This window comes from Kitasatospora sp. NPDC094015 (genome assembly GCF_040304075.1).
GTDB lineage: Bacteria > Actinomycetota > Actinomycetes > Streptomycetales > Streptomycetaceae > Kitasatospora.
In genome coordinates this window covers 157,424-182,561 of sequence record NZ_JBEOUL010000012.1, presented here as the reverse complement: position 1 = coordinate 182,561, position 25,138 = coordinate 157,424, and the positions used below count along the sequence as shown (strand labels likewise).

General features: G+C 74.3%; 20 protein-coding genes, 1 tRNA gene and 1 pseudogene. 9 read left to right on the top strand and 13 right to left on the bottom strand.

Annotation, left to right across the window (positions count from 1 at the left end; genetic code table 11):
* Positions 1-71: 71 nt before the first annotated feature.
* The gene (locus ABT014_RS17445) at positions 72-812 is read right to left on the bottom strand and encodes a VOC family protein (protein WP_350639633.1); all 741 of its coding nucleotides are present in this window, start codon (positions 810-812) and stop codon (positions 72-74) included.
* Between the two features lie 300 nt (positions 813-1,112).
* On the opposite strand from ABT014_RS17445, the gene recD2 reads away from it, so the two are divergent.
* From recD2 to ABT014_RS17430, 3 genes are all read left to right on the top strand, one after another.
* Positions 1,113-3,287 (top strand): SF1B family DNA helicase RecD2, encoded by a 2,175-nt coding sequence (recD2, locus tag ABT014_RS17440; protein WP_350639647.1) that lies wholly within the window; start codon positions 1,113-1,115, stop codon positions 3,285-3,287.
* Between the two features lie 225 nt (positions 3,288-3,512).
* Positions 3,513-4,802 carry a citrate synthase gene (locus tag ABT014_RS17435; RefSeq protein WP_350639631.1) on the top strand — a complete coding sequence of 430 codons (1,290 nt, stop codon included), beginning with the start codon at positions 3,513-3,515 and terminating at the stop codon, positions 4,800-4,802.
* Between the two features lie 544 nt (positions 4,803-5,346).
* Entirely contained in the window at positions 5,347-6,066 is a 720-nt protein-coding gene (locus ABT014_RS17430) for an SDR family NAD(P)-dependent oxidoreductase (protein ID WP_350639630.1), read from the top strand.
* A 30-nt stretch (positions 6,067-6,096) separates the two neighbouring features.
* On the opposite strand, the gene ABT014_RS17425 is transcribed toward ABT014_RS17430, so the two are convergent.
* Together ABT014_RS17425 and ABT014_RS17420 are read right to left on the bottom strand one after the other, a co-directional pair.
* Positions 6,097-8,361 carry a heavy metal translocating P-type ATPase gene (locus ABT014_RS17425; RefSeq protein ID WP_350639629.1) on the bottom strand — a complete coding sequence of 755 codons (2,265 nt, stop codon included), beginning with the start codon at positions 8,359-8,361 and terminating at the stop codon, positions 6,097-6,099.
* Positions 8,362-8,432: 71 nt separating this feature from the next.
* Positions 8,433-8,759 (bottom strand): heavy-metal-associated domain-containing protein, encoded by a 327-nt coding sequence (locus ABT014_RS17420; protein WP_502895001.1) that lies wholly within the window; start codon positions 8,757-8,759, stop codon positions 8,433-8,435.
* 116 nt (positions 8,760-8,875) lie between these two features.
* Here ABT014_RS17420 and ABT014_RS17415 point away from each other — a divergent pair, with 116 nt between their 5' ends.
* On the top strand, positions 8,876-10,060 hold the full coding sequence (locus ABT014_RS17415) for a PP2C family protein-serine/threonine phosphatase (protein ID WP_350639626.1): 1,185 nt from the start codon (positions 8,876-8,878) through the stop codon (positions 10,058-10,060).
* A 35-nt stretch (positions 10,061-10,095) separates the two neighbouring features.
* Here the strand turns inward: ABT014_RS17415 and dhaL are convergent, their stop codons facing one another.
* On the bottom strand, positions 10,096-10,731 hold the full coding sequence (gene dhaL / locus ABT014_RS17410; RefSeq protein ID WP_350639625.1) for a dihydroxyacetone kinase subunit DhaL: 636 nt from the start codon (positions 10,729-10,731) through the stop codon (positions 10,096-10,098).
* Positions 10,728-11,723: a dihydroxyacetone kinase subunit DhaK gene (dhaK, locus tag ABT014_RS17405; protein WP_350639623.1), complete on the bottom strand. Its 996-nt coding sequence runs from the start codon at positions 11,721-11,723 to the stop codon at positions 10,728-10,730. The genes dhaL and dhaK overlap by 4 nt, the downstream gene beginning before the upstream one ends.
* A 225-nt stretch (positions 11,724-11,948) precedes the next feature.
* Here dhaK and dhaM point away from each other — a divergent pair, with 225 nt between their 5' ends.
* Complete coding sequence (gene dhaM / locus ABT014_RS17400) at positions 11,949-12,341, top strand: dihydroxyacetone kinase phosphoryl donor subunit DhaM (protein WP_350639622.1); 393 nt, start codon at positions 11,949-11,951, stop codon at positions 12,339-12,341.
* Positions 12,342-12,372: 31 nt separating this feature from the next.
* Here the strand turns inward: dhaM and ABT014_RS17395 are convergent, their stop codons facing one another.
* Complete coding sequence (locus ABT014_RS17395) at positions 12,373-14,073, bottom strand: bifunctional 3'-5' exonuclease/DNA polymerase (RefSeq protein WP_350639621.1); 1,701 nt, start codon at positions 14,071-14,073, stop codon at positions 12,373-12,375.
* Between the two features lie 223 nt (positions 14,074-14,296).
* Here ABT014_RS17395 and ABT014_RS17390 point away from each other — a divergent pair, with 223 nt between their 5' ends.
* Positions 14,297-16,321, top strand: coding sequence for a M3 family metallopeptidase (locus ABT014_RS17390; RefSeq protein WP_350639620.1), 2,025 nt, complete (start codon positions 14,297-14,299; stop codon positions 16,319-16,321).
* A gap of 72 nt (positions 16,322-16,393) precedes the next feature.
* Here ABT014_RS17390 and ABT014_RS17385 read toward each other — a convergent pair whose 3' ends face one another.
* Entirely contained in the window at positions 16,394-17,890 is a 1,497-nt protein-coding gene (locus ABT014_RS17385) for a cellulase family glycosylhydrolase (protein WP_350639619.1), read from the bottom strand.
* Positions 17,891-18,053: 163 nt separating this feature from the next.
* Positions 18,054-18,746 (bottom strand): TetR family transcriptional regulator, encoded by a 693-nt coding sequence (locus tag ABT014_RS17380; protein ID WP_350639618.1) that lies wholly within the window; start codon positions 18,744-18,746, stop codon positions 18,054-18,056.
* 263 nt (positions 18,747-19,009) lie between these two features.
* Between ABT014_RS17380 and ABT014_RS17375 the strand changes: the two genes are divergently transcribed.
* Positions 19,010-20,251 carry an acyl-CoA dehydrogenase family protein gene (locus ABT014_RS17375; RefSeq protein ID WP_350639616.1) on the top strand — a complete coding sequence of 414 codons (1,242 nt, stop codon included), beginning with the start codon at positions 19,010-19,012 and terminating at the stop codon, positions 20,249-20,251.
* A gap of 56 nt (positions 20,252-20,307) precedes the next feature.
* On the opposite strand, the gene ABT014_RS17370 is transcribed toward ABT014_RS17375, so the two are convergent.
* From ABT014_RS17370 to ABT014_RS17355, 4 genes and pseudogenes are all read right to left on the bottom strand, one after another.
* A complete protein-coding gene (locus ABT014_RS17370) occupies positions 20,308-20,958 on the bottom strand; it encodes a phosphatase PAP2 family protein (RefSeq protein ID WP_350639615.1) in 651 nt (216 codons plus the stop codon).
* A gap of 31 nt (positions 20,959-20,989) precedes the next feature.
* Positions 20,990-21,772, bottom strand: a complete 783-nt coding sequence (locus ABT014_RS17365) for an enoyl-CoA hydratase/isomerase family protein (RefSeq protein WP_350639614.1) — start codon at positions 21,770-21,772, stop codon at positions 20,990-20,992.
* Between the two features lie 44 nt (positions 21,773-21,816).
* Positions 21,817-21,981 (bottom strand): annotated as a pseudogene (locus ABT014_RS17360) (RidA family protein); the annotation flags it as partial.
* A gap of 14 nt (positions 21,982-21,995) precedes the next feature.
* Positions 21,996-22,571, bottom strand: a complete 576-nt coding sequence (locus ABT014_RS17355) for a GNAT family N-acetyltransferase (protein ID WP_350639613.1) — start codon at positions 22,569-22,571, stop codon at positions 21,996-21,998.
* A gap of 133 nt (positions 22,572-22,704) precedes the next feature.
* Here ABT014_RS17355 and ABT014_RS17350 point away from each other — a divergent pair, with 133 nt between their 5' ends.
* Positions 22,705-23,409 (top strand): TetR/AcrR family transcriptional regulator, encoded by a 705-nt coding sequence (locus ABT014_RS17350; protein WP_350639611.1) that lies wholly within the window; start codon positions 22,705-22,707, stop codon positions 23,407-23,409.
* A 48-nt stretch (positions 23,410-23,457) separates the two neighbouring features.
* Here the strand turns inward: ABT014_RS17350 and ABT014_RS17345 are convergent.
* Positions 23,458-23,530: transfer RNA gene (locus tag ABT014_RS17345), tRNA-Arg, on the bottom strand.
* 818 nt (positions 23,531-24,348) lie between these two features.
* Here ABT014_RS17345 and ABT014_RS17340 point away from each other — a divergent pair.
* Positions 24,349-24,930, top strand: coding sequence for a single-stranded DNA-binding protein (locus tag ABT014_RS17340; RefSeq protein ID WP_350639610.1), 582 nt, complete (start codon positions 24,349-24,351; stop codon positions 24,928-24,930).
* The last annotated feature ends 208 nt before the right edge of the window (positions 24,931-25,138 follow it).

Sequence of the window (25,138 nt, the reverse complement as noted above, 5' to 3'; positions counted from 1 at the left end):
TGGTACTGCAGGGGGGACCCTGTGGGAGAGTAGGACGCCGCCGAACAATCTTTCAGAGAAGCCCCTCCGGGTCACCCGGAGGGGCTTTTCGCATTTCCGGAGACCAGCGCGAACACCGCCCCGTGCGGATCGCGGAACCGGGCCGAGCGCCCGAAGCCGGGGATCTCCCGGACCGGTGCGAGCAGGGTGGCTCCGAGCCGGCCGGCCCTGTCGGTGCTGCGGTCGACGTCCTCCACCGCGAGGTAGGGCAGCCAGTGCGAGGTGGTGCCCGCGGCCGCCTCCCTGGGGTGCAGCTGGCGGATGCCGCAGTGGGCGGACGCCATCACCGTGTACCGGCCGCCCTCGAAGGGGATGTCCTCGCTCCGCCAGCCGAGGGCCGTCCGGTAGAAGGCCTTGGCCGCCGCCGGGTCCAGGCTGAAGAGCTCCGTCCAGTACACGCTGCCCGGCCCGTCCGCAGAGGGGCTGCCGGGCCGCAGGGTGAAGCTGGCTCCGGTGGGATCGGTGGCCGTGCCGGCCGACCGGAACGGGCCGGCGGGGGGCCGGCCTCCCGCCGCGAGGATGCGGCGGGAGGCGGCCCGGAGGTCGCCGCACGCGAAGGCGGGCGTCCACGCGGGTACGGCCGAGGGCCCGGCGGCCCGCAGCACCGTGGCGACGGTCCGCCCGCCGTGCCGGAAGCGGTCCGGGCGGCCCTCCGTCGCCCGGACGAAGCGCCAGCCCAACAGGGCGGTGTAGAAGGCGGCGGAGGCCTCGGGGTCGCGCGAGTGCAGCAGGACGGCCGGTCCGGTGGTGGTGGGACGGGCTGTGGTGCTCATGCGGGCTCCGGGTGGCGTCGTGGTCCTGTCCGTACCTGCATCCTCGGATCGTCCCGGTGGCCCCACAAACGGGGATGTCCACCCGGGCACCGGCTGTCGGCGCGGGGAGGTACGGTGCGTAGCGGACAGTGACCAGCGGCGAGAGGGGGCTCAGTGGCCACGCAGCAGCGTCGGGCGGCCGAAGCGGGCGAGGAGCGGTCCGGACCGGGCCCGGCCCTCCGACCACCCGCCCAGGGGCAGTCCCCGGCCCAGAGCCCCGCCCAGGCCCCGGCCCAGCGCCAGCTCGCGCAGGTCGAGGGGGTGCTGGAGCGGATCACGTACGCCAACGAGGAGACCGGCTACACGGTTGCCCGGGTCGACACCGGGCGCGGGGCGAACGACCTGCTGACGGTGGTCGGCGCCCTGCTGGGGGCGCAGCCCGGGGAGTCGCTGCGGCTGTTCGGCCGTTGGGGTTCGCATCCGCAGTACGGCAAGCAGTTCACGGTGGAGAACTACACCACCGTGCTGCCCGCGACGGTGCAGGGGATCCAGCGGTACCTGGGGTCGGGGCTGATCAAGGGGATCGGGCCGCGGTTCGCGGAGCGGATCGTCGCGCAGTTCGGGGTGGACACGCTCGACGTGATCGAGCAGGAGCCGGGCCGGCTGATCGAGGTCCCGGGGCTGGGGCCGAAGCGGACCAGGATGATCGCGGCCGCCTGGGAGGAGCAGAAGGCGATCAAGGAGGTGATGGTCTTCCTGCAGGGTGTCGGGGTGTCCACCTCCCTGGCGGTGCGGATCTACAAGAAGTACGGCGACAGCTCGATCGGCGTGGTGAAGAACGAGCCGTACCGGCTGGCCGCGGACGTGTGGGGCATCGGGTTCCTGACGGCGGACCGGATCGCCCAGGCGGTGGGGATCCCGCACGACAGTCCGGAGCGGGTGAAGGCGGGCCTGCAGTACGCGCTTTCGCAGAGCAGCGACCAGGGGCACTGCTACCTGCCGGAGGAGCGGCTGATCGCGGACGGGGTGAAGCTGCTGCAGGTGGACGTCGGGTTGGTGATCGACTGTCTGGCCGAGCTGGTGGTGCAGGAGGGCGTGGTCCGGGAGAGCGTGCCGGGCGCGGAGGGGCAGCCGATCACCGCGGTCTACCTGGTGCCGTTCCACCGGGCGGAGGTCTCGCTGTCGAACCAGGTGTTGCGGCTGCTGCGGGCGGACGCCGACCGGATGCCGGGCTTCGCGGGGGTGGACTGGGAGGCGGCGCTCGGCTGGCTGGCCAAGCGCACGGGGGTCGAACTGGCCCCCGAGCAGCGGGAGTCGGTGCGGCTCGCGCTGACCGAGAAGGTCGCGGTGCTGACCGGGGGGCCGGGCTGCGGCAAGTCGTTCACGGTGAAGTCGATCGTGACGCTGGCGCTGGCGAAGCGGGCCAAGGTGGTGCTGGCGGCGCCGACGGGGCGGGCGGCGAAGCGGCTGGCGGAGCTGACCGGCGTGGAGGCGTCCACGGTGCACCGGCTGCTGGAGCTGCGGCCGGGCGGTGACGCGGCGTACGACCGGGACCGGCCGCTGGACGCGGACCTGGTGGTGGTCGACGAGGCGTCGATGCTGGACCTGATCCTGGCGAACAAGCTGGTGAAGGCGGTGGCGCCGGGCGCGCACCTGCTGTTCGTGGGGGACGTTGACCAGTTGCCCTCGGTGGGGGCGGGCGAGGTGCTGCGGGACATGCTGGCGCCGGGCAGCCCGGTCCCGTCGGTGCGGCTGACCAGGATCTTCCGGCAGGCCCAGCAGTCGGGCGTGGTGACCAACGCGCACCGGATCAACGAGGGCCTGCCGCCGGTGACCGAGGGGATGTCGGACTTCTTCCTCTTCGTGGAGGACGACGCGGAGCGGGCGGCGGGTCTGACGGTGGACGTGGTGGCGCGGCGGATCCCGCAGAAGTTCGGGCTGGACCCGCGCCGGGACGTGCAGGTGCTGTCGCCGATGCACCGCGGTCCGGCCGGCGCGGGCGCCTTGAACACCCTGCTCCAGGCGGCCGTGACGCCGGCCCGGGAGGGGCTGGCGGAGCGCCGGTTCGGCGGGCGGACGTTCCGGGTGGGGGACAAGGTCACCCAGATCCGCAACAACTACGAGAAGGGACTCAACGGCGTCTTCAACGGCACGGTGGGGGTGGTGACCTCGCTGAGCGTGGACGATCAGCGACTGACCGTGCTCACCGACGAGGACGAGGAGGTGCCGTACGACTTCGACGAGCTGGACGAACTGGCGCACGCGTACGCGGTGACCATCCACCGGTCGCAGGGTAGCGAGTACCCGGCGGTGGTGATTCCCGTCACTACGTCGGCGTGGACGATGCTCCAGCGGAACCTGCTGTACACCGCCGTGACGCGGGCGAAACGACTCGTGGTGCTCGTCGGGTCGCGGAAGGCGATCGGACAGGCCGTGCGGGCCGTCAGTGCAGGTCGGCGCCATTCGGCCCTGGACCACCGGCTGGCAACTGGATGATTCTCCGACTGGCGGGTACGGTCGGGGGTTGTCTTGACGTGAAGAGATTTAGGGCGGAACCTGGTCAGGTGCCGATCTTGTCCGGTTCATACCGGCTGCGGCGACAGCTTTTGTAGGTCGGGCCCCTTTCCGGCCCACCCCGAGTGCGCAGCCATCCTCCGGATGGGGGATCGTAGAGACGGTCAGGGCACTCGGATGAGGATTCATTTCGTCGGTGAGGAAGACGTGAGCGACAAATCGGTAGTACTGCGGTACCAGGACGACGAGTTCGAGTACCCCGTCGTCGAGAGCACTGCGGGCAACGCCGGCTTCGACATCTCGAAGCTGCTCCCGCAGACCGGTCTGGTCACCCTGGACAACGGCTTCGGCAACACCGCGGCGTACAAGTCGGCGATCACCTTCGTCGACGGTGACAACGGCATCCTGCGCTACCGCGGCTACCCGATCGAGCAGCTCGCGGAGCGCGGCAACTTCGCGGAGACGGCCTACCTGCTGATCAACGGCGAGCTGCCGACCGCCGACCAGCTCGCGACCTTCTCCAACGAGGTCACCCAGCACACCCTGCTGCACGAGGACGTCAAGCGCTTCTACCAGGGCTTCCCCCGGGACGCGCACCCGATGGCGATGCTGTCCTCGGTGGTCGGCGCGCTCTCCACGTTCTACCCGGAGAGCCACAACCCCTTCGACGCGGCGCAGCGCCACCTGTCGACGGTCCGGCTGCTGGCGAAGCTGCCGACCATCGCGGCGTACGCCTACAAGAAGGCGATGGGCCAGCCCTTCGTCTACCCGCGCAACGACCTGAGCTACGTGGAGAACTTCCTCCGGATGACCTTCGCGGTCCCGGCCGAGGACTACGAGCTCAACCCGGTGATCGTCAACGCGCTGGACAAGCTGCTGATCCTGCACGCGGACCACGAGCAGAACTGCTCGACCTCCACCGTGCGCCTGGTCGGCTCCAGCCACGCGAACCTGTTCGCCTCGGTCTCGGCCGGCATCTCCGCGCTCTGGGGCCCGCTGCACGGCGGCGCCAACCAGGCCGTGCTGGAGATGCTGGACCAGATCAAGAAGGACGGCGGCGACGTCGACGCCTTCATCCGCAAGGTGAAGAACCGCGAGGACGGCGTGAAGCTCATGGGCTTCGGTCACCGCGTGTACAAGGCGTTCGACCCGCGTGCCGCGCTGGTCAAGGAGCTCGCGCACGAGGTGCTCGGCCAGCTCGGCAAGTCCGACGAGCTGCTGGACATCGCGCTCAAGCTGGAGGAGCACGCGCTCAGCGACGACTTCTTCGTCTCGCGCAAGCTCTACCCGAACGTGGACTTCTACACCGGTCTGATCTACCGCGCGATGGGCTTCCCGACCAGCATGTTCACCGTGCTGTTCGCGCTCGGCCGGCTGCCGGGCTGGATCGCCCACTGGCACGAGATGATCAACGACCCGGGCAGCCGGATCGGCCGTCCGCGGCAGATCTACACCGGCACCGCGATCCGCGACTACGTGCCGCTCGAGGCCCGCTGACCGCGGCCCCCGTACGCGAGAGGGCCCGGCTGCCACTGACAGCCGGGCCCTTCGCCGTCCCTGGGCGGCAGAGCCGTCCGGTCCGTACACCGTGCGCACGACGCCCGGTCGCCACCTCGTCCCGGAAACGGCCGCTCAAAGCGTCCCGGACCTGGTCGCGCCCCGGCGTCGTGCGCCTTGGCCGCCGATCGACGGCCGTCCCGGGGCCCGCCGGAGCCCCGTCGGCGGCAGAGGCCGAGGGCGGAGACGTTGCCGTTCCTTCGTCGCCGCGCACCGAAAGCTGCCGCGCTGTACAAGGTAAGACGTAACTGGGGGCGCAAAGTTACGGGTAGCGGGTGTGAGTTGGCTCTCGCCACGCTCCGTGTGCGCCTCGCTGCACCCCCGCGGACGGGCCCGGACGGCCCATACCACACCGAACGCCCGCCGAGCAGCGTCACCCTCCCCGCAGCCATGGCAACCCAGCGTGATAGGAATCGTCTCATTCCGGACGGACCGCCCCGCATGTGCGGCGGAGCGGTGGCCGGGCAGGGAGGGAGTTGCGCGGATGACCAGGAACGTCGTGGTGACCGGTGGTGGCACCGGGATCGGGTACGAGGTGGCGCGCCGGTTCGCCCTGGCCGGCGAGCGGGTGGTGATCGTCGGCCGTCGCCGGGAGGTGCTGGAGCGGGCCGCGGCCGAGCTCGGCCCCGAGGTCACCCCGGTGGTCTGCGATCTGGCGGACCCGGACGCGGTGGAGGCCGTGCTGTCCTCGCTGCCGGAGCGGATCGACGTCCTGGTGAACAACGCGGGCAGCCGGGAGACGGTGATCGGGGCCGGCCCGCACGCCGTCCTGGCGCGCTGGCGCGGGGACTTCGAGCGCAACGTGCTCACCGTGGTGATGCTCACCGAGTCGATCCGCGACCGCCTCACCCCGGGCTCCGGCCGGGTGGTCACGGTCAGTTCGATCGCCGCGCTGCGCGGGGCCGGCTCGTTCGGGGCCGCGAAGGCCTCGCTGCACGCCTGGAACCACTTCCTGGCGGCCCAGCTCGGGACCTCGGGCATCACGGCCAACATCGTGGCGCCCGGGACGGTGTCGGGCACCGAGTTCTTCGGGCCGCGGCTGGACGAGGCCGAGGTGTCCCGGCGGGCGGCGCGGACGCTGGTCGGCCGGATCGGCGAGTCCGGTGAGGTGGCCGCCGCGGTCTACTTCCTGGCCTCGCCGGAGGCCGGGTTCATCACCGGCGAGATCCTGCACTGCAACGGCGGCGAGCTGCTCGGGCGGTGATCGCCCGAGCAGCCGGCCGGCCGGCCGCCGTCAGGAGGCGCGGAACTTGCGCAGCCGCAGGCTGTTGGTGACCACGAAGACCGAGGAGAAGGCCATCGTGGCGCCGGCCACCACCGGGTTCAGCAGCCCGGCCGCGGCCAGCGGGATGGCGGCCACGTTGTAGGCGAAGGCCCAGAACAGGTTGCCCTTGATGGTGGCCAGGGTCCGGCGGGCCAGCCGGATCGCGTCCGCCGCGGCGCGCAGGTCCCCGCGCACCAGGGTCAGGTCGCCGGCCTCGATCGCGGCGTCGGTCCCGGTCCCGAGGGCCAGCCCCAGGTCCGCCTGGGCGAGCGCGGCGGCATCGTTGACGCCGTCGCCGACCATCGCCACCGCGTGCCCCTCGGCCTGCAGGCGCCGCACGGCGGCCACCTTCTGCTCGGGGAGCACCTCGGCCAGCACGTCCTCGGCGGCGATGCCGACCTCGGCGGCCACCGATGCGGCCACCGCGCGGTTGTCCCCGGTGAGCAGCACCGGGCGCAGCCCCAGGGCGCGCAGCGCGACGATCGCCTCGGCGCTGGTGGGCTTGACGGTGTCGGCGACCTCCAGCACGGCGCGGGCGGCGCCGTCCCAGCCGACCGCCACCGCGGTGCGACCGGCGGCCTCGGCCCGGCGGGCGGCCTCGGCGAGGGCGGTCGGCAGGTGGTGGGCGCGGTCGGCGAGCAGGGCCTCACGGCCGGCCAGGACGGCGTGGCCGTCGACCGTGCCCAGCACGCCGCGGCCGGGCAGGTTCTCGAAGCGCTCGACCGGGGGCAGCGTGCCGAGGCGTTCGGTGGCGGCGGCCGCGACGGCGGCGCCTATCGGGTGCTCGGAGGCGTTCTCCAGCGCGCCGGCCAGGCGCAGCACCTCGGCCTCGTCGGTGCCCTCGGCGGTGTGCACCGCGATCAGGGACATCCGGCCGGTGGTGACCGTGCCGGTCTTGTCGAGCACGACGGTGTCGACCCGGCGGGTGGACTCCAGCACCTCGGGGCCCTTGATCAGGATGCCCAGCTGGGCGCCGCGGCCGGTGCCGACCATCAGGGCGGTGGGGGTGGCCAGGCCGAGCGCGCAGGGGCAGGCGATGATCAGCACGGCGACGGCGGCGGTGAAGGCCGCGGTGCTGCCGGCGCCCGCGAGCAGCTGGCCGACCAGGGTGCCCAGGGCGATCAGGACGACCACCGGGACGAAGACGGCGGAGATCCGGTCGGCCAGTCGCTGGGCGGCGGCCTTGCCGTTCTGTGCCTCCTCGACCAGCTTGGCGATCCGGGCCAGCCGGGTGTCGGCGCCGACCCGGGTGGCCTCGACCACCAGCCGGCCGCCGGCGTTGACGGTGCCGCCGGTGACCGGATCGCCGGTGGTGACCTCGACCGGGACGGACTCGCCGGTGAGCATCGAGGCGTCCACGGCCGAGCTGCCCTCCAGCACCGTGCCGTCGGTGGCGATCTTCTCGCCGGGACGGACCACGAACCGGGCGCCGACGGTGAGCCGGTCGGCCGGCAGCCGGACCTCGCGGCCGTCGACCAGGACCGAGACGTCCTTGGCGCCGAGTTCCAGCAGGGCGTGCAGGGCGGCGCCGGCGCGGCGCTTGGAGCGGGCCTCCAGCCAGCGCCCGAGCAGGATCAGGACGGTGACGGCGGCGGCGGTCTCCAGGTAGAGCGTGCTCGCGGCGTCCTGGCCGCCGACCGCGAGGGTGAAGCCGTGCCGCATGCCGGGCATGCCGGCGTCGCCGAGGAACAGGGCCCACACGGACCAGCCGAAGGCGGCCAGGGTGCCGAGCGAGACCAGGGTGTCCATGGTGGCCGCGCCGTGCTTGAGGTTGGTCCAGGCAGCGCGGTGGAAGGGGAGGCCGCCGTACACGACGACCGGGCCGGTGAGGGCGAAGGCGAGCCACTGCCAGTCGTCGAACTGGAGGGCGGGGATCATCGAGAGCAGCACCACCGGGACGGCGAGCAGCGTGCTGATCCGCAGCCGTTGGAGCAGCGGGTCGGGCGCCGCGGACGGCTGCTCGGGGCCGGCCGGCGCGGCGGCGGGCTCGGGGGGCGGCGGGAGTTCGGCGGTGTAGCCGGTCCGCTCCACGGTGGCGATCAGGTCGGCGACGCTCACCCCCGGACCGAAGTCGACCCGGGCCCGCTCGGTGGCGTAGTTGACGGTGGCCTCGACGCCGTCGATCCGGTTGAGCTTCTTCTCGATCCGGGCCGCGCAGGAGGCGCAGGTCATGCCGCCGATCGAGAGTTCGACCCGCTCGACGGCGGCGGGTGCTATGCCGTGGGTGGTGCTCATGCCTCAGTCTGCTCCTCTTCGCGGGTCCGCCGCGGGGGCGGCCGGGACCGGCGCCGCCCCCGCTGCCGGGCTCAGGCTTCCTGGCCGACCAGGGCGAAACCGGCCTCGTCGACGGCGGCCCGGACCTGCTCCTCGGTGAGCGGTGCGGAGGCCGACACGGTGACCGTCCCGGCCTTGGCGTCCGCGGCCACCTCGATCACGCCGGGGAGCGCGGAGACCTCGGCGCTCACCGACTTCTCGCAGTGGCCGCAGCTCATGCCGGTGACGGTGTAGGTGGTGGTGCTGGACACGGGGGCCTCCGGGGATAGGGCTGCGCGGGTAGGTCTGTCAGGCTCAACACCATACCCCCCGGGGGTATTCCGCGGCAGGGCGGGCAGCTGTGGCCTGACTCGCAGCATGGCGGCTGATCGCCCGGCGGTCATATCCGGATCGCGGTGATTCGCCCGTTCCGGTGGCCGCCGGGCGGCCCTGTCCGTGCGGCGCGGGGGAGCCTTTACTCCGATATGTTCGAAATGTGTCCTGGAACAGCCGGAGCCGCACGGCCCTGCCCAGGGCCGGTGGGGTGCCGCCGGCCCGCCGGCGCAGCGCGCTGCTCGCCGCCGACCTGCAGGACCTCTCGTTCCGCCGCCGGGCCGCGCCGGCCCTGCTCGCCATCCTGGTGGTCTCGCTGGCGGACTTCCTCTCCGGGCAGGACCGCTACCTGGCCCCGCTGATGGTGGTGGTCCCGGCCATCGCCTGTCTGACCCTGCGGCCGATGGAGCTGCTGGCGGTCTGCACGCTCGGCCTGGTCTCGCTGGTCTGGCTGAGCTACTACGACAAGGTGGCCGACCTCAGCGACGGCCGGTTCCTGTTCGGCGCGATGCTCAGCTACCTGGCGATGACCGCGTTCAGCGCCTGGGTGGCCCGCCTGCGGATGCGCCGGGCCGCCGCCTTCGCCGCCGTCAGCTCGGTCGCGGAGGCGGCCCAGCGGGCGCTGCTGCGCCAGCCCGGCCCGCGCGTCGGGCCGTTGCGCCTGGCCGTGCGGTACGTCTCCGCGGCCGACGCGGCCCGGATCGGCGGCGACCTCTACTCGGTGCTGGACACGCCGAACGGCACCCGGGTGCTGGTCGGCGACGTCCGGGGCAAGGGGCTGGGCGCGGTGCAGACGGCGGCCGTGGTGCTGGGCGCGTTCCGGGAGGCCGCGTACGACGAACGGGAGCTGCGGAGGGTCGCGGCGCGGATCGAGGCGAGCGTGGAGCGGCACGTGCCGGACGGCGAGTTCACCACGGCGCTGTTCGCCGAGTTCGCCGACCCGGACCTGGTCGAGCTGCTGCACTTCGGCCACGTGCCGCCGATCCAAGTGACCCGGGACGGCCGGGTGACGGTCCTGGAGGCCAGCGACCCCTGGGTGCCGCTGGGACTGGGCTCGCTGGCGGTCGGCGAACCGACGTCGATGCGGGTGCCGTTCGGCGCGGACGACGTGCTGGTGCTGTGCACCGACGGGGTGGTGGAGGCCAGGCACCGGCGGACCGGCGAGTTCTACCCGCTGGCCGAACGGGTCGGCCCGCTGGTGGGCGGGGCCGCGCGCTCGCCGGCCGAGCTGGAGTCGGCGGTCGGCCGGATCTACGCCGACCTGCTGGTGCACACCGGGGGCGAGCTGGGGGACGACGCGCTGCTGATGCTGATCAGCCGGACCGACCGGACCGACGAGGCCGGGTGAGCGGGGTCGGGTGAGCGGGGCCGGGTGAGCAGGGATCAGGCTCCGGCGGTGGTCTCGGCGAGCGCCCGCAGGATCAGTGCGGTGGAGGTGGCGCCCGGATCCTGGTGCCCGGTGCTGCGCGGGCCCAGGTAGGAGGCCCGGCCCTTGCGGGCCTGCAGCGGCACGGTGTCGCGGGCGCCCTGCTCGGCGGCCCGGGCGGCGGCTTCGGCGGCGGCCGGCAGCCCCCGATCGGCGGCTGCCCGGAAGGCCTCGGCGGCCGGGGCCAGCGCGTCCACCATGGTCTTGTCGCCGGGCTGCGCGCCGCCCAGCCGCTGCACCGCGGCCAGTGCGGCGGCCAGCGCCCCGGCCAGGTCGGCGGCGGTGGCGGGCCGGGCGGGCAGGGCGGCGCCGAGGGCCCGCAGGGCGCTGCCGTACAGCGGGCCGCCGGCGCCGCCGACCGTGGAGATCAGCGTGGTGCCGGCCGCCCGCAGCAGCTCGCCGGGGCCGCCGGCCGGCGGTGCGGCCAGCAGCGGGGCGAGCGCGGAGAAGCCGCGGCGCAGATTGCTGCCGTGGTCGCCGTCGCCGATCGCGGTGTCCAGCTCGGTCAGCTGCTGCGCGTGCTCCTCGACCGACGCGGCGGCGGCGCGCAGCCAATCGGCGGCGAGGGCGGTGTCCAGGGTGTCCACGGTCACGACCGGTGGAGGGCGGGGGTGGCCACCGGGGCGTCCCAGAGTTCCAGCAGCCGGTCGTCCGCCCTGGTCAGGGTGAGCGAGAAGCCGGCCATGTCCAGGCTGGTGACGTAGCTGCCGACCAGGTTGCGGGCGATCGTGATGCCGCGTTCGGCGAGCCGGGCGTGCACCTCGCCGAAGACCAGGTAGAGCTCCAGCAGCGGGGTCGCGCCCAGGCCGTTGACCAGCGCGACCACCCGGTCGCCCGCGGCGAGGTGGTGGTCGGCGAGGATGGTGTCCACCACCTCGGCGACCAGCTCGCGGGCGGGGCGCAGCGGTGCGCGCCGGCGGCCCGGCTCGCCGTGGATGCCGACGCCGACCTCGATCTCGTCGGGCGGCAGGTCGAACCCGGGGTGCCCGGCGGCCGGCACGGTGGCGGCGCTCAGGGCGATCGCGAAGGAGCGGGAGGCGGCGTCGACCTGTTCGGCGACGGCTGCCACCTCCGCCAGCGTGGCCCCGCGCTCGGCCAGCGCGCCGGCGATCTTCTCCACCGCGACGGTGGCACCGGTGCCGCGGCGTCCGGCCGTCCAGGTGGAGTCCTCGACGGCGACGTCGTCGTCCACCAGGACGGTGCGGACCTCGATCCCCTCCTCGGCCGCGAGTTCGGCGGCGAGCCCGAAGTTCAGCACGTCGCCGGTGTAGTTCTTCACCACCAGCAGCACGCCCCTGCCCTGCTGCACGGCCCGGGCCGCCGCGAGCACCTGGTCGGGGACGGGGGAGGTGAAGATCTCGCCGGGGCAGGCCGCGTCCAGCATGCCGGGGCCGACGAAGCCCGCGTGCAGCGGCTCGTGCCCGGAGCCGCCACCTGAGACCAGGGCGACCTTGGGCGCCGCCGGCCGGGTGCCCCTGGTGATCACCCGGGCGGCCAGGTCCACCACCAGCTCCGGATGGGCGGCGGCGAACCCGGCCAGGGCGTCCGGCAGGACGTGCTCCGGGTCGTTGATCAGCTTCTTCACGGCGCTGGCTCCCCTCGGCGGATGCTGCGACCGACGTTACGCCGCGGGGTCCGGGCGGCCACCGGCAACGACACGCCGCCGGACCCGGGTCGCGACCGGCGACGAGACGCCGCCGGGCCCGCGCGGCCACCGGCAACGGCACGATGTCGTGGCCTGCGGGGCCACCCGCAACGACACGGCGCTCGGACGAACGGCCGTGCCGCGGCGGCCGGTTAGGCTCGGCCGATGGACGCTCGGGTCGGAGTGGTACTGGTCTCGCACAGCGCCGGGCTCGCCGACGGCCTGCGCGACCTGCTGGCGCAGCTGGGCGGCGGCGCGGTGACCGTGCTGCCGGCGGCGGGGACGGCCGACGGCGGGCTCGGCACCAGCTACGAGCTGATCGCCGGGGCGGTGCGGGCCGCGGACGGCGGGGCCGGGGTGGTGCTGCTGGCCGACCTGGGCAGTTCGGTGCTGACCGCGCGCACCGTGCTGGAGGACGAGCCGGGCGAGGGCCGGGTGCTGGTGGACGCGCCCCTGGTGGAGGGCGCGGTGGCCGCCGTGGTGGCGGCCTCGACCGGCGCCGCGCTGGCCGAGGTGGTGGCGGCGGCCGAAGCGGCCCGGGAGTTCCGGAAGTTCTGAGCCGGCCCGGTGCCGCGGCGGCGCCCGCCCGCTACTTGGCGTCGGCGTACCGCTCCACCACGGCCGTGCTGAGCGGGAACCGCACCGGGGTGTCTCCGAAGACCAGCGCGCTGGCCTCCTCGCCGGCCGCGGTCACCGCGGCCACCACCTGGTCGGCCAGGTCGATCGGGGTGTGCACCATCACCTCGTCGTGCTGGAACAGCACCAGGTGCGGGCGGTCCTCGCCACCGCCGAGCGCGGTCAGCCGGCGACGCAGCGAGGCGAGCAGGGCGAGCGCCCAGTCGGCGCCGCTGGCCTGGATCACGAAGTTGCGGGTGAACCGGCCCCGGGCCCGGGCGGAGCGCGCGCCGCCCTCGGCGGCGGCGTCCGCGGCCTCGGTCAGGTCGAGCCAGTCGGCGGAGGGTGGCGGGCAGGCCCGCCCGAGCCGCGAGTGCACCACGCCGCCGTCCTCGCCCGTCCGGGCGGCCGCCTCCACGTAGCCCATCGCGGCGGGGTAGCGGCGGCGCAGGGTGGCCAGCAGCGGCCCGATGTCGCCGGTGGTCTGGCCGTACATGGCGCCGAGCAGGCCGAGCTTGGCCTTCTCCCGGTCACCCTGGAAGGCGTGGGCGGCGAGCGCCTGGTACAGGTCGCCGCCGGCGGCGCTGCGGGCCAGGCCCGCGTCCTCGGAGAGCGCGGCCAGCACCCGGGGTTCGAGCTGGGCGGCGTCGGCGACGACCAGGGCCCAGCCCGGGTCGGCGACCACCGCGCCGCGCAGCACGCGGGGGATCTGCAGCGCCCCGCCGCCGCGGCTGGCCCAGCGCCCGGAGACCACGCCGCCCACCACGTACTCGGGGCGGAACCGGCCGCCCCTGGCCCAGGTGTCCTGCCAGGCCCAGCCGTGCGCGGCGTGCAGCCGGGACAGCTCCTTGTAGCGGATCAGCAGGTCGGCCGCCGGGTGGTCGACCTGGCGCAGCTCCCAGCTGCGGGTGGAACCGAGCTGGACGCCCTGGTCGGCGAAGGCCCGCAGCACCTGGCCGTGCGAATCGGGGTTGAACGGGCGCCCGCCGAGCGCCTGCTGGAGCTCGGCGGCGAGCTCGGCCAGCAGCTTGGGCCGGGCGCCGGGGATCGTCGGGCGCGGGCCGAGCAGGTCGGTGAGCAGCCGGTCGTGCACGTCCACCCGCCAGGGCAGGCCGTCGTCTGCCATCTCGACGGCGAGCAGCGCGCCCGCCGACTCGGCCGCCACCAGCAGCCGGAACCGGGAGCGGGCCGCGGGGTCGGCGATGGCCGAGAGCCGGCGCTGCTGCTCGGCGTGGACGGCGACCACCGCCGCCAGCGGGTCGGTGCCCGGGGGGAGCTGGAGCCGGTCCGGGGTGAACAGGCCGTCCTGGTCGTCGACGCCGGGCTCGGGCAGGTCGGCGGGGACGGCGAGGCCGTGCAGCCTGGCCCAGGCGGCGCCGAGCGAACGCGGCGCCCCCCAGCGTCCCTCATGGCCCAGCAGCAGGGCCTCGACCAGCCGCAGGTCGTGGCAGCGGGCCAGCCGCACCGGGAGCAGCGGGGCGTACGCGCTGTCGGCGGCGGCCCAGACCCAGCGCGGCTGCCCGGCCTCCTCGGCGGCGGCGACCGCGGCCGCCAGGCGCGGGTGGTGGACCGCCGGACCGAGCGGGACGCCGGCCTCGTCCAGCGGCTGCAGGCGCCCGCCGGACCCGTGCTGGTCGGGCACGAGGGCGGTGCGCGGTGCGGTCGGCGCTGCCATCGGCGGTGCCTCCTCTCCCGGGTCGGCCGCGGGAGCGGATCCGCGGTGCGGGTCCGACGGTACCGGGTGGGTCCGACAGCCGGCCGCAGGCCGGTTCCCGCCGGGTCTCCGGCCGGTCGGATCCCTGGCCCGGACCGCACCGCGCCGGTGCCCCCGAGCACGGCTGACCGTCCTTCAAAAGTGGAGGTAGGCAGCTCCGACACCACCGCGTATGGTCGGTCGAATGAGCCTCAACCCCTTCTTCGGGCCCAGCACCCTGGCCTACGAACTGCCGCCCTTCGCCGAGATCCGGGAAGAGCACTACCTGCCGGCCTTCGAGCGGGGCATGGCCGACCAGCTGGCCGAGATCGCCGCGATCACGGCCGACCAGGAGCCGGCGAGCTTCGGGAACACGGTCGTGGCGCTGGAGCGGTCCGGTGCGCTGCTGCGCCGGGTCGCGCTGGTCTTCGCCAACCAGTCGTCCTCCGACGGCACCGCGGGGGTGCAGGAGCTGGACGCGACGATCAGCCCCCGGCTCGCCGCCCACCAGGACGCGATCCTGCTCGACCAGGCGCTGTTCGCCCGGTTCGACGCGCTGTACCGGGTCCGTGCCGACCTCGGCCTGGACGCGCAGTCGTTGCGGCTGCTGGAGCGCCACCACAACGGGTTCGTCCGGGCCGGTGCCCTGCTCGGCGCCGAGGAGCAGCGGCGGCTGCGCGAGATCAACGCCGCGCTCGCCACCGACGCCGCCGCCTTCCGCAAGAACCTGCGCGCGGCCGACAAGGAGCGCGCGATCGTGCTCGACCGGGCCGAGGAGCTGGCCGGGCTCTCGGCCGACGCCGTCGCCGCGGCCGCCGAGAACGGGCGGGCGCTCGGCCTGGACGGCCGGTGGGTGCTCAGCCTGAAGAACGTCTCCAACCAGCCGGAGCTGGCCCAGCTGACCGACCGCGCGCTGCGCGAGCGCCTGCTCGCCGCCGCCCTCGGCCGGGCCACCGCGACCAACGGTCCGCTGGCGATCCGGCTCGCCGGGCTGCGGGCCGAGCGCGCCGCGCTGCTCGGCCACCCGAGCCACGCCGCCCACGTGGTCGCCGACGAGACCGCCGGCAGCGTCGAGGCCGTGGACGCGCTGCTCGCCCGGCTGGTCGCGCCGGCCGTCGCCAACGCCGAGCGCGAGCGGGCCGAACTCGGCAAGGCCGCCGAGGCCGACGGCATCACCGAACTCGCCGCCCACGACTGGACGTTCTACGCCGAGCGGGTCCGGCAGACCTCCTACCAGCTGGACGCGGCGGCGCTGCGCCCGTACCTGGAGCTGGAGCGGGTGCTGCACGACGGGGTGTTCCTCGCGGCCCGCCTGGCGTACGGGCTGACCTTCACCGAGCGCACCGACCTGACCGCCTACCACCCGGACGCCCGGGTCTTCGAGGTGTTCGAGGCCGACGGCAGCGCGCTCGGCCTGTTCCTGGCGGACTTCCACGCCCGGGACACCAAGCGCGGCGGCGCCTGGATGAACGAACTGGTCGAGCAGTCCGAGCTGCTGGGCCGGCGCCCGGTGGTGGTGAACAACCTCAACATCGCCAGGCCCGCGGCCGGCGAGCCCGCCCTGCTCACCTGGGACGAGGTCCGCACGCTCTTCCACGAGTTCGGCCACGCCCTGCACGGGCTGTTCTCCGCGGTCCGCTACCCGCTGTTCTCCGGCACGGCGGTGCCCCGCGACTTCGTGGAGTTCCCCTCCCAGGTCAACGAGATGTGGATGACCTGGCCGGAGGTGCTGACCAGCTTCGCCCGCCACCACGAGACCGGCGAGCCGCTGCCGGCCGAGCTGCTGCGGCGGCTGGAGGCGGCCGAGAACTTCGGCCAGGGCTTCCGCACCGTGGAGTACCTGGCGGCGGCGCTGCTCGACTGGGCCTGGCACACCGTCCCGGCCGGCCAGGAGATCGCCGACGCCGAGGAGTTCGAGCGGCAGGCGCTGGAGCGGGCGGGGCTGCTGGTGCCCGGCATCCCGCCGCGCTACCGCACCAGCTACTTCAGCCACGTCTTCTCGGACGACTACAGCGCCGGGTACTACGCCTACATCTGGTCCGAGGTGATGGACGCCGACACCGTGGAGTGGTTCCGGACCAACGGCCGCCCGGTGCGCGAGAGCGGCGAGGTCTTCCGGGCCGAGCTGCTCTCCCGGGGCGGCAGCCGGGACGCGCTGGAGTCCTTCCGCGCGGTGCTCGGCCGCGACCCGCGCACCGAGCCGCTGCTCGCCCGGCGCGGGCTGGGCTGAGCCGTGGCCGCGGCGGGTCGGACGGCGGCGCCGGCGTGGTGAGCCGTGGAGAGCGGTGGTGTCGCCGCGGCGTCAGCGCGGGGTCAGCGTCACGGTGACGCGCGCCCCCGCGCGGACGCCCGGCAGCAGGATCCGGGCCGACCCGGCCCGGCCGGCGCCCGGCTGCCGGACGTCCACCAGCGCCGTCCGGGCCCCGGAGACCGTCACCCGGACACCGTTCGGGTAGCCGGTGGCGGGCAGCACCAGCTCGGTCGGGACCGGGCCGCGCCCGGCGGTGAAGGTCAGCGCCCAGCGGCCGTCCGCGCGCACCCCCTGGGAGACCGGGCGCCCGGCCAGCGCGGCCGGGTACGGGCCGAAGGCCGGCTCCTCGCCGGGGGCGGGCCGGCCGTCCGGGCCGAGCGCGCAGTAGCCGCCGGTGCCGGTGCACCAGTACCACTGGGTCCAGCCGGCCGCGAAGCCCGCCATCGCGGCCACCTGACGGCGTACCAGCTCGGCGTTGCCCGGGGTCCGGGTGTTCGGCGGCCCCCACTCGCCCACCAGCACCGGAAGCCGGTGGGCGGTCGGGTAGCCGGTGATCGCCGCCGTGTAGCGCTCGACGAAGCCGCCGGCCGGATCCCAGTCCCGGCCCGCCTCGACCGCGGTGTCGTAGAAGTGCGGCGCGTAGCCGAGCCGGTCGGGCCCGGGGCGGGGGTCGGCGAGGGCCGGCAGTTCGGTGGGCACGCCCTGGCCGACCAGGACGGTCGGCTCCACGAACAGCCAGGAGCGCTCGTCCACCCGGCGGATCGCGCCGATCAGCCGCCGGTACATCGCCGGCAGCCGGTCGCGCTCCAGCGCCGCCGAGGCCGCCACCAGCACCGCGGGATCGGTCGGGTCGCCGTCGATCGGGCCGGACGGCTCGTTGAACAGGTCGTAGCCCAGCAGCGAGCGGTGGCCGCGGAGTTCGCCGGCGAGCCAGGTGTAGAAGCGGGTCTGCGCCCGGCGCAGGTCGGCGTCGTCGTACAGGTGGCGGAAGGAGGCCTGGACGGCGGGCTGGAAGTACCCGGCGAACCAGTCGTCCGGGTCCTCCACGAACGGCAGGCCCTCGTCCCGGGTGGCCCAGACCGGGATGCCCCGGTCGCCGCCGCCGAACTTGGGCCCGTAGACGTCCTGGTGGAAGTCGATCACGGCCAGCAGCCCGTACCGCTCGGCCGCGTCGAGCAGCCGGTGCAGCCGGTCCAGCTCGGCCCGGTCGTACCGGCCGGGGGCCGGCTCCAGCCTGGTCCAGGAGACCGGCAGCCGGACCAGGGTGAAACCGCGGTCGGCGATCGAGCGCAGATCGGCCTCGGTGGCCTCGGCGTACTTGTCGAGGTTGAAGCCGCGCAGGTCGAGCACCCGCCCGGAGCCGTCGGTGAACAGGGTGCGGCCGTCGGCGGTGGTGACCGTCCCGGTGGGGAGGTCGGCCGCCGGGCGGCCGGCCCGGTCCGCACCGGTACGGGCTTCGCCGGCGGTCGCGGCGCCGGCCGCGGGGGTGGAGGTCAGCAGGGCGGCGGCGGCCAGGCACAGGGCTGCGGCCGAACGGCGAACGCGCACGGGACACCTCGGAAGGGATCGGGGCGGGCGGTTCAGGGCGACGGTGCGGCGGTGCTGCTCGGGTGCTCGGTGGTTCGGGCGTGGTGGTGGCCGATCCTGCCCGAGGGTGACGGCCCCGCACAAGAGGTGAGTGCGCCTCATGTTCGGCGGGAGGGGCGGTGGATCACCCGGTCCGCGGCGACTGCTCCGCGGCCGGTTCTCCGGCCGGCTCCTCGGCCGGTGGGGGCGCCGGCTGGGCCGCCGCGACGGCCCCGGGCAGGTCGCCCGCGGCGGCCAGCCGGCCCCAGAGCAGGTCGGCGAGGGCCTGCACCATCCGCGCCCGCGGGCAGGGCCGCTGCTCCAGCCACCAGTCACCGGCCGCCAGCACCATCCCGGTCACCGCCCGGCCCCAGGTCTCGGACAGCAGCGGCCCGTCGGCGCCCAGGTCGACCTGGGTCTGCACCGCCTTGGTGATCTCCTCGGCGATCTGCCGCAGGGCCGGCGCCAGCGCACTGCCCGCGCCGGTCGGATCGCCGGCCTCCGGGTGGGTCAGCAGCCGGTACACCTGCGGCCGGGACTCGATCGCGGCCAGGTAGGTGTCGAGCACGTGCTCCACCCGGTCCCGGCGCTCCAGCGGCTCGTTCAGCGCGGCCCGCACCGCGGCCAGCAGCCCGCTGGTGTGACGCTCGGTCAGGGCGCCGATCAGGCCGTTCCGGTCGCCGAAGTGCCGATACAGGATCGGCTTGGTGATCCCCGCCTCGGCGGCGATCGCGTTCATGCTCGCGCCCGGCCCCTCACGCTGGACGACCCGGTCGGCGGCGTTGAGCAGCTGCTCGCGGCGCAGCTCGCCGGTGGGCTGGGCGGGGGGCGTCGGCACGGTGCGGGCTCCTGCGGTCGGGGGCGTGGCGAGCGTTGACAGGCGTTACCAATCAGTAGCAGACTCCTGTGATGTTACCCGAGGTAACACGCCGATGGCGCGGGCCCCGCCCGGCCCGCACCCGGCCCCCTACCCCTGATCGCGCCGCCGACCGCACCGCCGTGCCGCCGCACCGTCGTACGGACCGGCGCGCGGACCGCAACGCGAGCCCGCACCCGAACCAGCGCGCGACCCCACGCGCCAACCCGCCGACCGGAGGCACCATGAGCACCTTCTCCCTGGACCCGGGGCCGGACCAGCTGGCCGTCCGCGACTGGCTGCACGGCTTCGCCGCCGACGTGATGCGCCCGGCCGCCGCCGAGTGGGACGAGCGCGAGGAGACCCCCTGGCCGATCATCCAGGAGGCGGCCAAACTCGGCATCTACTCCCTCGACTTCTACGCCCAGCAGTACTTCGACCCCTCGGGCGTCGGCATCCCGATCGCCATGGAGGAGCTGTTCTGGGGCGACGCCGGCCTCGGCCTCGCCATCGTCGGCACCACGCTGGCCGCCGTCGCCGTGCTCGCCAACGGCACCGACGAGCAGATCGGCACCTGGGCGCCGCAGATGTTCGGCACCCCGGACGACGTCAAGGTGGCCGCCTTCTGCTCCTCCGAGCCGGACGCCGGCTCGGACGTCTCCGCGCTGCGCACCCGCGCGGTCTACCAGGAGGCCACCGACGAGTGGCTGCTGAACGGCACCAAGACCTGGGCCACCAACGGCGGCATCGCCGACGTGCACGTGGTGGTCGCGACCGTCGACCCGACCCTCGGCGCGCGCGGGCAGGCCTCGTTCATCGTGCCGCCCGGCACCCCGGGCCTGGCCCAGGGGCAGAAGTTCAAGAAGCACGGCATCCGCGCCTCGCACACCGCCGAGGTGGTGCTGGACGAGGTCCGGGTGCCCGGGCACTGCCTGCTCGGCGGCAAGGAGAAGCTCGACGAGCGCCTCGCCCGGGCCCGCGAACGGGCGGCCGGCGCCGCCTCCGGCACCGGGTCGGCGGCCGGGAAGAACGCGGCGATGGCGACCTTCGAGGCGTCCCGGCCGGCCGTCGGCGCCCAGGCGATCGGGATCGCCCGGGCGGCGTACGAGGTGGCGCTGGACTACGCCCGCACCCGGGTGCAGTTCGGCCGGCCGATCATCGACAACCAGGGCGTCGCCTTCCAGCTGGCGGACATGCGCACCCGGATCGACGCCGCCCGGCTGCTGGTCTGGCGGGCCTCCTGGATGGCCGCCAACAACCAGCCGTTCACCGCCGCCGAGGGCTCGATGTCGAAGCTCTACGCCGGTGAGACCGCGAAGTGGGTGACCGCGCAGGCGATGCAGATCCTCGGCGGCAACGGCTTCACCCGGGAGTACCCGGTGGAGCGGATGCACCGGGACAGCGCGATCTACTCCATCTTCGAGGGGACGAGCGAGATCCAGCGGCTGGTCATCGCGCGGGCGATCTCGGGGCTGCCGATCCGCTGAGCGCGGCCGCTGCGGCCCGGAGGCGTTCCGGGCCGTCTGCCGTCTGCCGTCTGCCGTCAGCGGGTGGCCCAGAACACCAGACCGGCCGTCAGGGCGCCGACCACGCTGCCCGCGACGGTCTGCGCGGGCGTGTGGTCCCGGAGCACCACCCGGGACCACCCGACCAGCGGCACCAGCGGGTACGCCAGCAGCCACCACGGCCCCAGCGCGACGGCCACGCAGACGATCGCGCCGCTGGTCACGGCCGTGTGCACGGAGATCTTCCACCAGACGGTGACCACCAGCAGCGGCACCAGCGAGGCGAACATCGCCAGCACCATCGCCGTCATGTCGGCCGGCGCGTCCAGCAGCACCAGCGTCACCAGGCTGGTCAGCACCGACAGCATCACGAACGGCAGCACCACCAGCCTGCGCCGGCGCATCCCGACGTGGCGGTCCTCGATCCGGCCGCTGCGCATCCCGTGCCGGATGAACCAGGTCGGTATCACGGCGGCGAACAGCGCGGCGAACACCGCCCACCCGAGGCCGGCCAGGCCGTAGCGGCCCACGCCCACCAGCGGCAGAGCCGCGATGATCACGTTCTTGGGTTCCACGCCGTCGGTGACCAGCCGGGCCCAGCGGGGCTCCTTCGGGGCCGGGGCGGCCTGCTCGCCCACCCCCTCGCCGCCGGTGGGGACGTCGGGTCGGGCAGGGGTGCGGGTGTCCATCGGGAGCCGATCCATGAGGGGGTGGTGTCGGTCAGAATTGTGGCTCACGGCGCTCCAGGAAGGCGGCCAGCCCCTCCCTGGCGTCCGGTGCCAGGCGGGACTTGCGCACCCACGGGGCCAGCGCCTCGGCAGCCTGGTCCGCGGGGACGGACAGCGCGGCCTTCACCGCGCCGATGGTCTGCGGCGAGCGCCGCCCCAGCAGCCGCGCGAACTCCGCCGCCCGCCCGTCCAGTTCGGCGGCCGGCAGCACCTCGTCCACCAGCCCGTACCGCTCCGCGCGCGCGGCGGACACCAACTCACCTGAGAACAGAAGGTACTTGGCCCGGGCTGGCCCGACCAGCCGGGCCAGCCGGAGGGTCGGCGCGGCCGGGTAGACCACGCCCAGCTTGGCCGGGGTGATGCCGAACCGGGCGTCCTCGGCGGCGAACCGCAGATCGCAGGCGACCGCCAGCTGGCAGCCGCCGCCGACGCAGGCACCGTGCACCACGGCGAGGGTGGGGTGCGGGAAGGCCGCCAGCGCCTCCTCGGCCGCCACGTTCTGCGCGTGGTAGGCCTCCGCCAGGTCCGGACCCGCGTACACGGTGGCGAGTTCGGTGATGTCCGCGCCGGCGGAGAAGGTGCCGGCGGCGCCGGTGAGCACCAGCGCGCGGACCTCCGGGTGGGCGGCCAGCCGGTCCAGCACGCCCGGGATCCCCTGCCACATCGCCCGGGTGACGGCGTTGCGGCGGGCCGGGCGGTCCAGCACCAGGGTGGCGACGGCGCCCGCCACCTCGGCGCGCAGGCCGTCCACTCCGGTCTCGACCTGCTCGACCATCGGTGCCTCCGGGGGTGCTGGGGATGTCCGTCGCGCTGTCGGCCTCACCCTTGCACAGCGTCCCCGTCCGCAACCACGGCCGTCGCTGTGATCTCCACCAACTGGCCGGTGCAGCCGAGGCAGGAGACGCCGAGCAGGGTCGAGGTGTGCGGTCCGGCGACCAGGCCCGAGGCGTCCACCACCTGCCACACCTCGGAGAGCGGGCCGGGGTGCCGGGGCGGGCTCAGGCGGTCGCGGTGGTGGCTGCCGGGGCGTCCGGGCGGCGCCACTCGTGGGCCAGCACCGACCAGATCTCCATGTCGTGCCGGACGCCGTTGTAGGAGGAGTACTCCCGCAGCACGCCGTCCCGGTGCATCCCCATCCGCTGCGCGACGGCGCGGCTGCGCACGTTGTTCGCGGTGTTCCACCACTCCACCCGGTGCAGGCCGCGCTCGACCAGCGCGTAGTCGATCAGCTGCCGGACCGCGGCGGAGATCAGCCCCCGCCCCTGCCCGGCGGGCTCGGACCAGACGCCGACCTCGCAGGTGCCGGCGGTGGCGTCGAAGTGGACGAACATCACCCCGCCCACCAGGGTGCCGTCCAGCCAGATGCCGAAGATCCGGCCGGTGTCGGACGCCTGCCGGTCCGCGTACCCCTGCAGGGTGGCGCGGGCCGAGTCGAGGTCGGTCGAGCGCGCGGCCCACGGGATCCACGGGTCGACGTCCGCGCGGGCCCGATCCATGTGGGTGAGGAACTCCTCGGCCTGCCAGGGTTCCAGCGGGCGGAGCTCGGCGTCCTCGGTGAGCGGTACGGCGTACACGGCGGGCCTCCGGTCGGGCGGTGCGGGGTTCGGGTGCGGGGGTGCGGGGGTGCGGGGGTGCGGGGGTGCGGGGGTGCGGGTGAGTGCGGGTGCCAGGGTACATAACAAACGTTTGGTAGGTAGCATGAACGCCATGACGCCCGCCCGTGGAGACCATGAAGCCCGTCGCGCCGACGTCTCGGCGGCGGTCTGGCGGGTGCTGGCGGACGGCGGCTTCGGGGGGTTGACGCTGCGCGCGGTCGCCGCCGAGATGGGCGCCTCCACGGGGCTGCTCACCCACTACTTCCCGAACAAGCGCGCCTTGGTCCGACACGCTCTCGAGGTCCTCGACCGGCGCTCGGCCGGCCGGGCGCGCCCAGGTGTCGACGCGGCCGCCCCCGGGCTGGCCACGCTGCGGGCGGTCCTGCTGGACATCCTGCCGCTGACGGCGCAGGGTGCCGCCGACAACCGGATCTGGGTCGCCTCCTGGGACGTGGCGCTCGCCGATCCGGAGTTGGCCGCGGAGCACGCCGAGCGCTACCGGCGCTCCCGGCTGCGGATGGCCGCGCACGTCGCCCGGGCCCGCCGGCTCGGCGAGCTGCCGGGCGGGGCGGGGAACGAGGTGGGGGCGGCGGCGGGCGAGGCGGAGGTGGGCGAGGCGGACCTGGAGGTGGCCGCCGCGGCGCAGAGCCACGTCCTGGGGCTGGTGGTGCAGGCGCTGTTCGCGCCGCAGGAGTTCCCGCCGGAACGCCAGATCCGCTTGGTCGACCGCTATCTCGCGGACCTCTCGGCGGGGGCTGCTCGGGCGGCCTGCGCCGGGGGTGCGGAAGGGCCCGTTCAGGGCGGCCCGGTGGCCTGAGCCCGGTCGGCCGGATTGCCCGCCCGGTCCATTCGGGCGGGGTCTCGGTGCCCCCAGCAGGATTCGAACCTGCGACCTACCGCTTAGAAGGCGGGTGCTCTATCCGCTGAGCTATGGGGGCCGGGCGGGGCGTCAGGCCGGGAAAACCGGCCTTCGACTGCGCTGAGTGAGGGACCGCGGACGCAATGTCGCGACCGGGGCAGGTCTCTCGGGTACCCGGGTGGACGGGCGCACCCGACCCCTGGCCGGGGGCTGGATGTTCCGGGACAGGATACGGGTGTCGGGATCCTCCACCGGGCGTTCAGGTGTCGGGTCGGGTGTGTCGGCCTTGGTGGAGCGGTCCGATAATCGCAGGTGGTGGCCGGACGTGCAGCGCCCTGAGGGGCGTTGGAGCCGGACGTTGTGCACTCGTTACGGGGCTGCCTCCTCACCCGTTATGGATTCGGTGCGGAGAATACCCGGCGGTAGTGACAGGTGGGGGCCGGATTTGGGTTAGTTCGGTCGGATGACATGCCCCGGGCGGGCGGCTGGCCACTCGTTCGGGTCCTGGTGGGATGTGCGGTTTGCGTGATTCGTTGTCATGTCCGCGAGGATGGGCGAGTTCCCGAGACAATGGAATTCAGGGTTCACTAACTCGAACGAGCTACTCGGATTGTCCACAGGGGCGAGTTTTCCACAGGAAATCGGGCGCTTCCGGCGAGTGTCGGTGAATGGGGCAATCTGATCCCGGACGGAATGCCCCGGGAATGCGTCCCGAGGGATTCCTTCCGGAGTTCTGCCGGTGCCGCTGGGCGGTCGGCGCGGGTGGTCGAATGGCGGCCTGCGGGGCCTGCCCGTGGGTGGCCGAATGGCGGTCCGTGGGTGGGGCCGTCCGGTGGCGGCCGGTGGGCGGTGACGAGGGGCCGGCGGGAGCGCCGGTCCGGAGACGAGGGGTGAGCGGTGAACGAGACCCTGGTGACCATGGTCGGGAACGTGGCCTCGACGGTCAGCTACGCGCAGACGGCCGCCGGCGTGCCGGTCGCCAACTTCCGGATGGCGACCACCGAGCGGCGCTTCGACCGCGGCAGCGGTGACTGGGTGGACGGCGACACCAGCTGGGTGACGGTGGTGGCCTGGCGCTGGCTGGCGACCAACCTGGTCAGCTCGGTGAGCAAGGGCGATCCGGTGGTGGTCAGCGGGCGACTGAGAGTCAGGGAGTGGGAGGAGGAGGAGCGCAGGCGGTCGGTGGTGGAGATCGACGCCCGAGTGGTGGGCCACGACCTCTCGCGGGGCACCTCGGCGTTCCGCCGGGCCGTGCCGGTCCGGCCGGAGCTGCCGACGGGGCAGGTCGGAGCGGTGCGGGGCGGGTTGGCGGAGCTGCCGCCGGCCGTCACCTCGGTGGAGCAGGCCCTGCCGGGCTGGATCGTGGCAGCGGTCGAGGCGAGGCGGTCGACCGGGCCGGACCGGGTGTCCGATGTGGGTGATGTGGGTGATGTGGGCGGTTCAGGGCGGGAGTTGGCCACCGATGGAGGTGACGGGTGAGGCCCGTGGTGGAGTTGTGTCGAGCAGGGGGGAACATGTCGACTAAGGTGCAAATCTGATCGATATCCCGGCACTTCGTGGGCCGTGGAGTGCAAAGCGCGCCCGGGGGCGGAATCGATGGTGCATTCTGTCGAACCGTCAACAACACTGGATGATCAGCTGTTTGATAACGATATAGCTACGGAACTGTCCTGGTTTGCTACTACGG

What these genes read in the sequence shown, in the direction of transcription:
- ABT014_RS17365 (WP_350639614.1), bottom strand. Translation starts at nt 21,772, where the DNA reads ATGGTCGAGCAGGTCGAGACCGGAGTGGACGGCCTGCGCGCCGAGGTG.
- ABT014_RS17390 (WP_350639620.1), top strand. Translation starts at nt 14,297, where the DNA reads ATGAGCCTCAACCCCTTCTTCGGGCCCAGCACCCTGGCCTACGAACTG.
- ABT014_RS17395 (WP_350639621.1), bottom strand. Translation starts at nt 14,073, where the DNA reads ATGGCAGCGCCGACCGCACCGCGCACCGCCCTCGTGCCCGACCAGCAC.
- ABT014_RS17445 (WP_350639633.1), bottom strand. Translation starts at nt 812, where the DNA reads ATGAGCACCACAGCCCGTCCCACCACCACCGGACCGGCCGTCCTGCTG.
- ABT014_RS17375 (WP_350639616.1), top strand. Translation starts at nt 19,010, where the DNA reads ATGAGCACCTTCTCCCTGGACCCGGGGCCGGACCAGCTGGCCGTCCGC.
- ABT014_RS17430 (WP_350639630.1), top strand. Translation starts at nt 5,347, where the DNA reads ATGACCAGGAACGTCGTGGTGACCGGTGGTGGCACCGGGATCGGGTAC.
- ABT014_RS17420 (WP_502895001.1), bottom strand. Translation starts at nt 8,759, where the DNA reads ATGCTGCGAGTCAGGCCACAGCTGCCCGCCCTGCCGCGGAATACCCCC.
- ABT014_RS17370 (WP_350639615.1), bottom strand. Translation starts at nt 20,958, where the DNA reads ATGGACACCCGCACCCCTGCCCGACCCGACGTCCCCACCGGCGGCGAG.
- dhaM (WP_350639622.1), top strand. Translation starts at nt 11,949, where the DNA reads ATGGACGCTCGGGTCGGAGTGGTACTGGTCTCGCACAGCGCCGGGCTC.
- ABT014_RS17350 (WP_350639611.1), top strand. Translation starts at nt 22,705, where the DNA reads ATGACGCCCGCCCGTGGAGACCATGAAGCCCGTCGCGCCGACGTCTCG.
- ABT014_RS17425 (WP_350639629.1), bottom strand. Translation starts at nt 8,361, where the DNA reads ATGAGCACCACCCACGGCATAGCACCCGCCGCCGTCGAGCGGGTCGAA.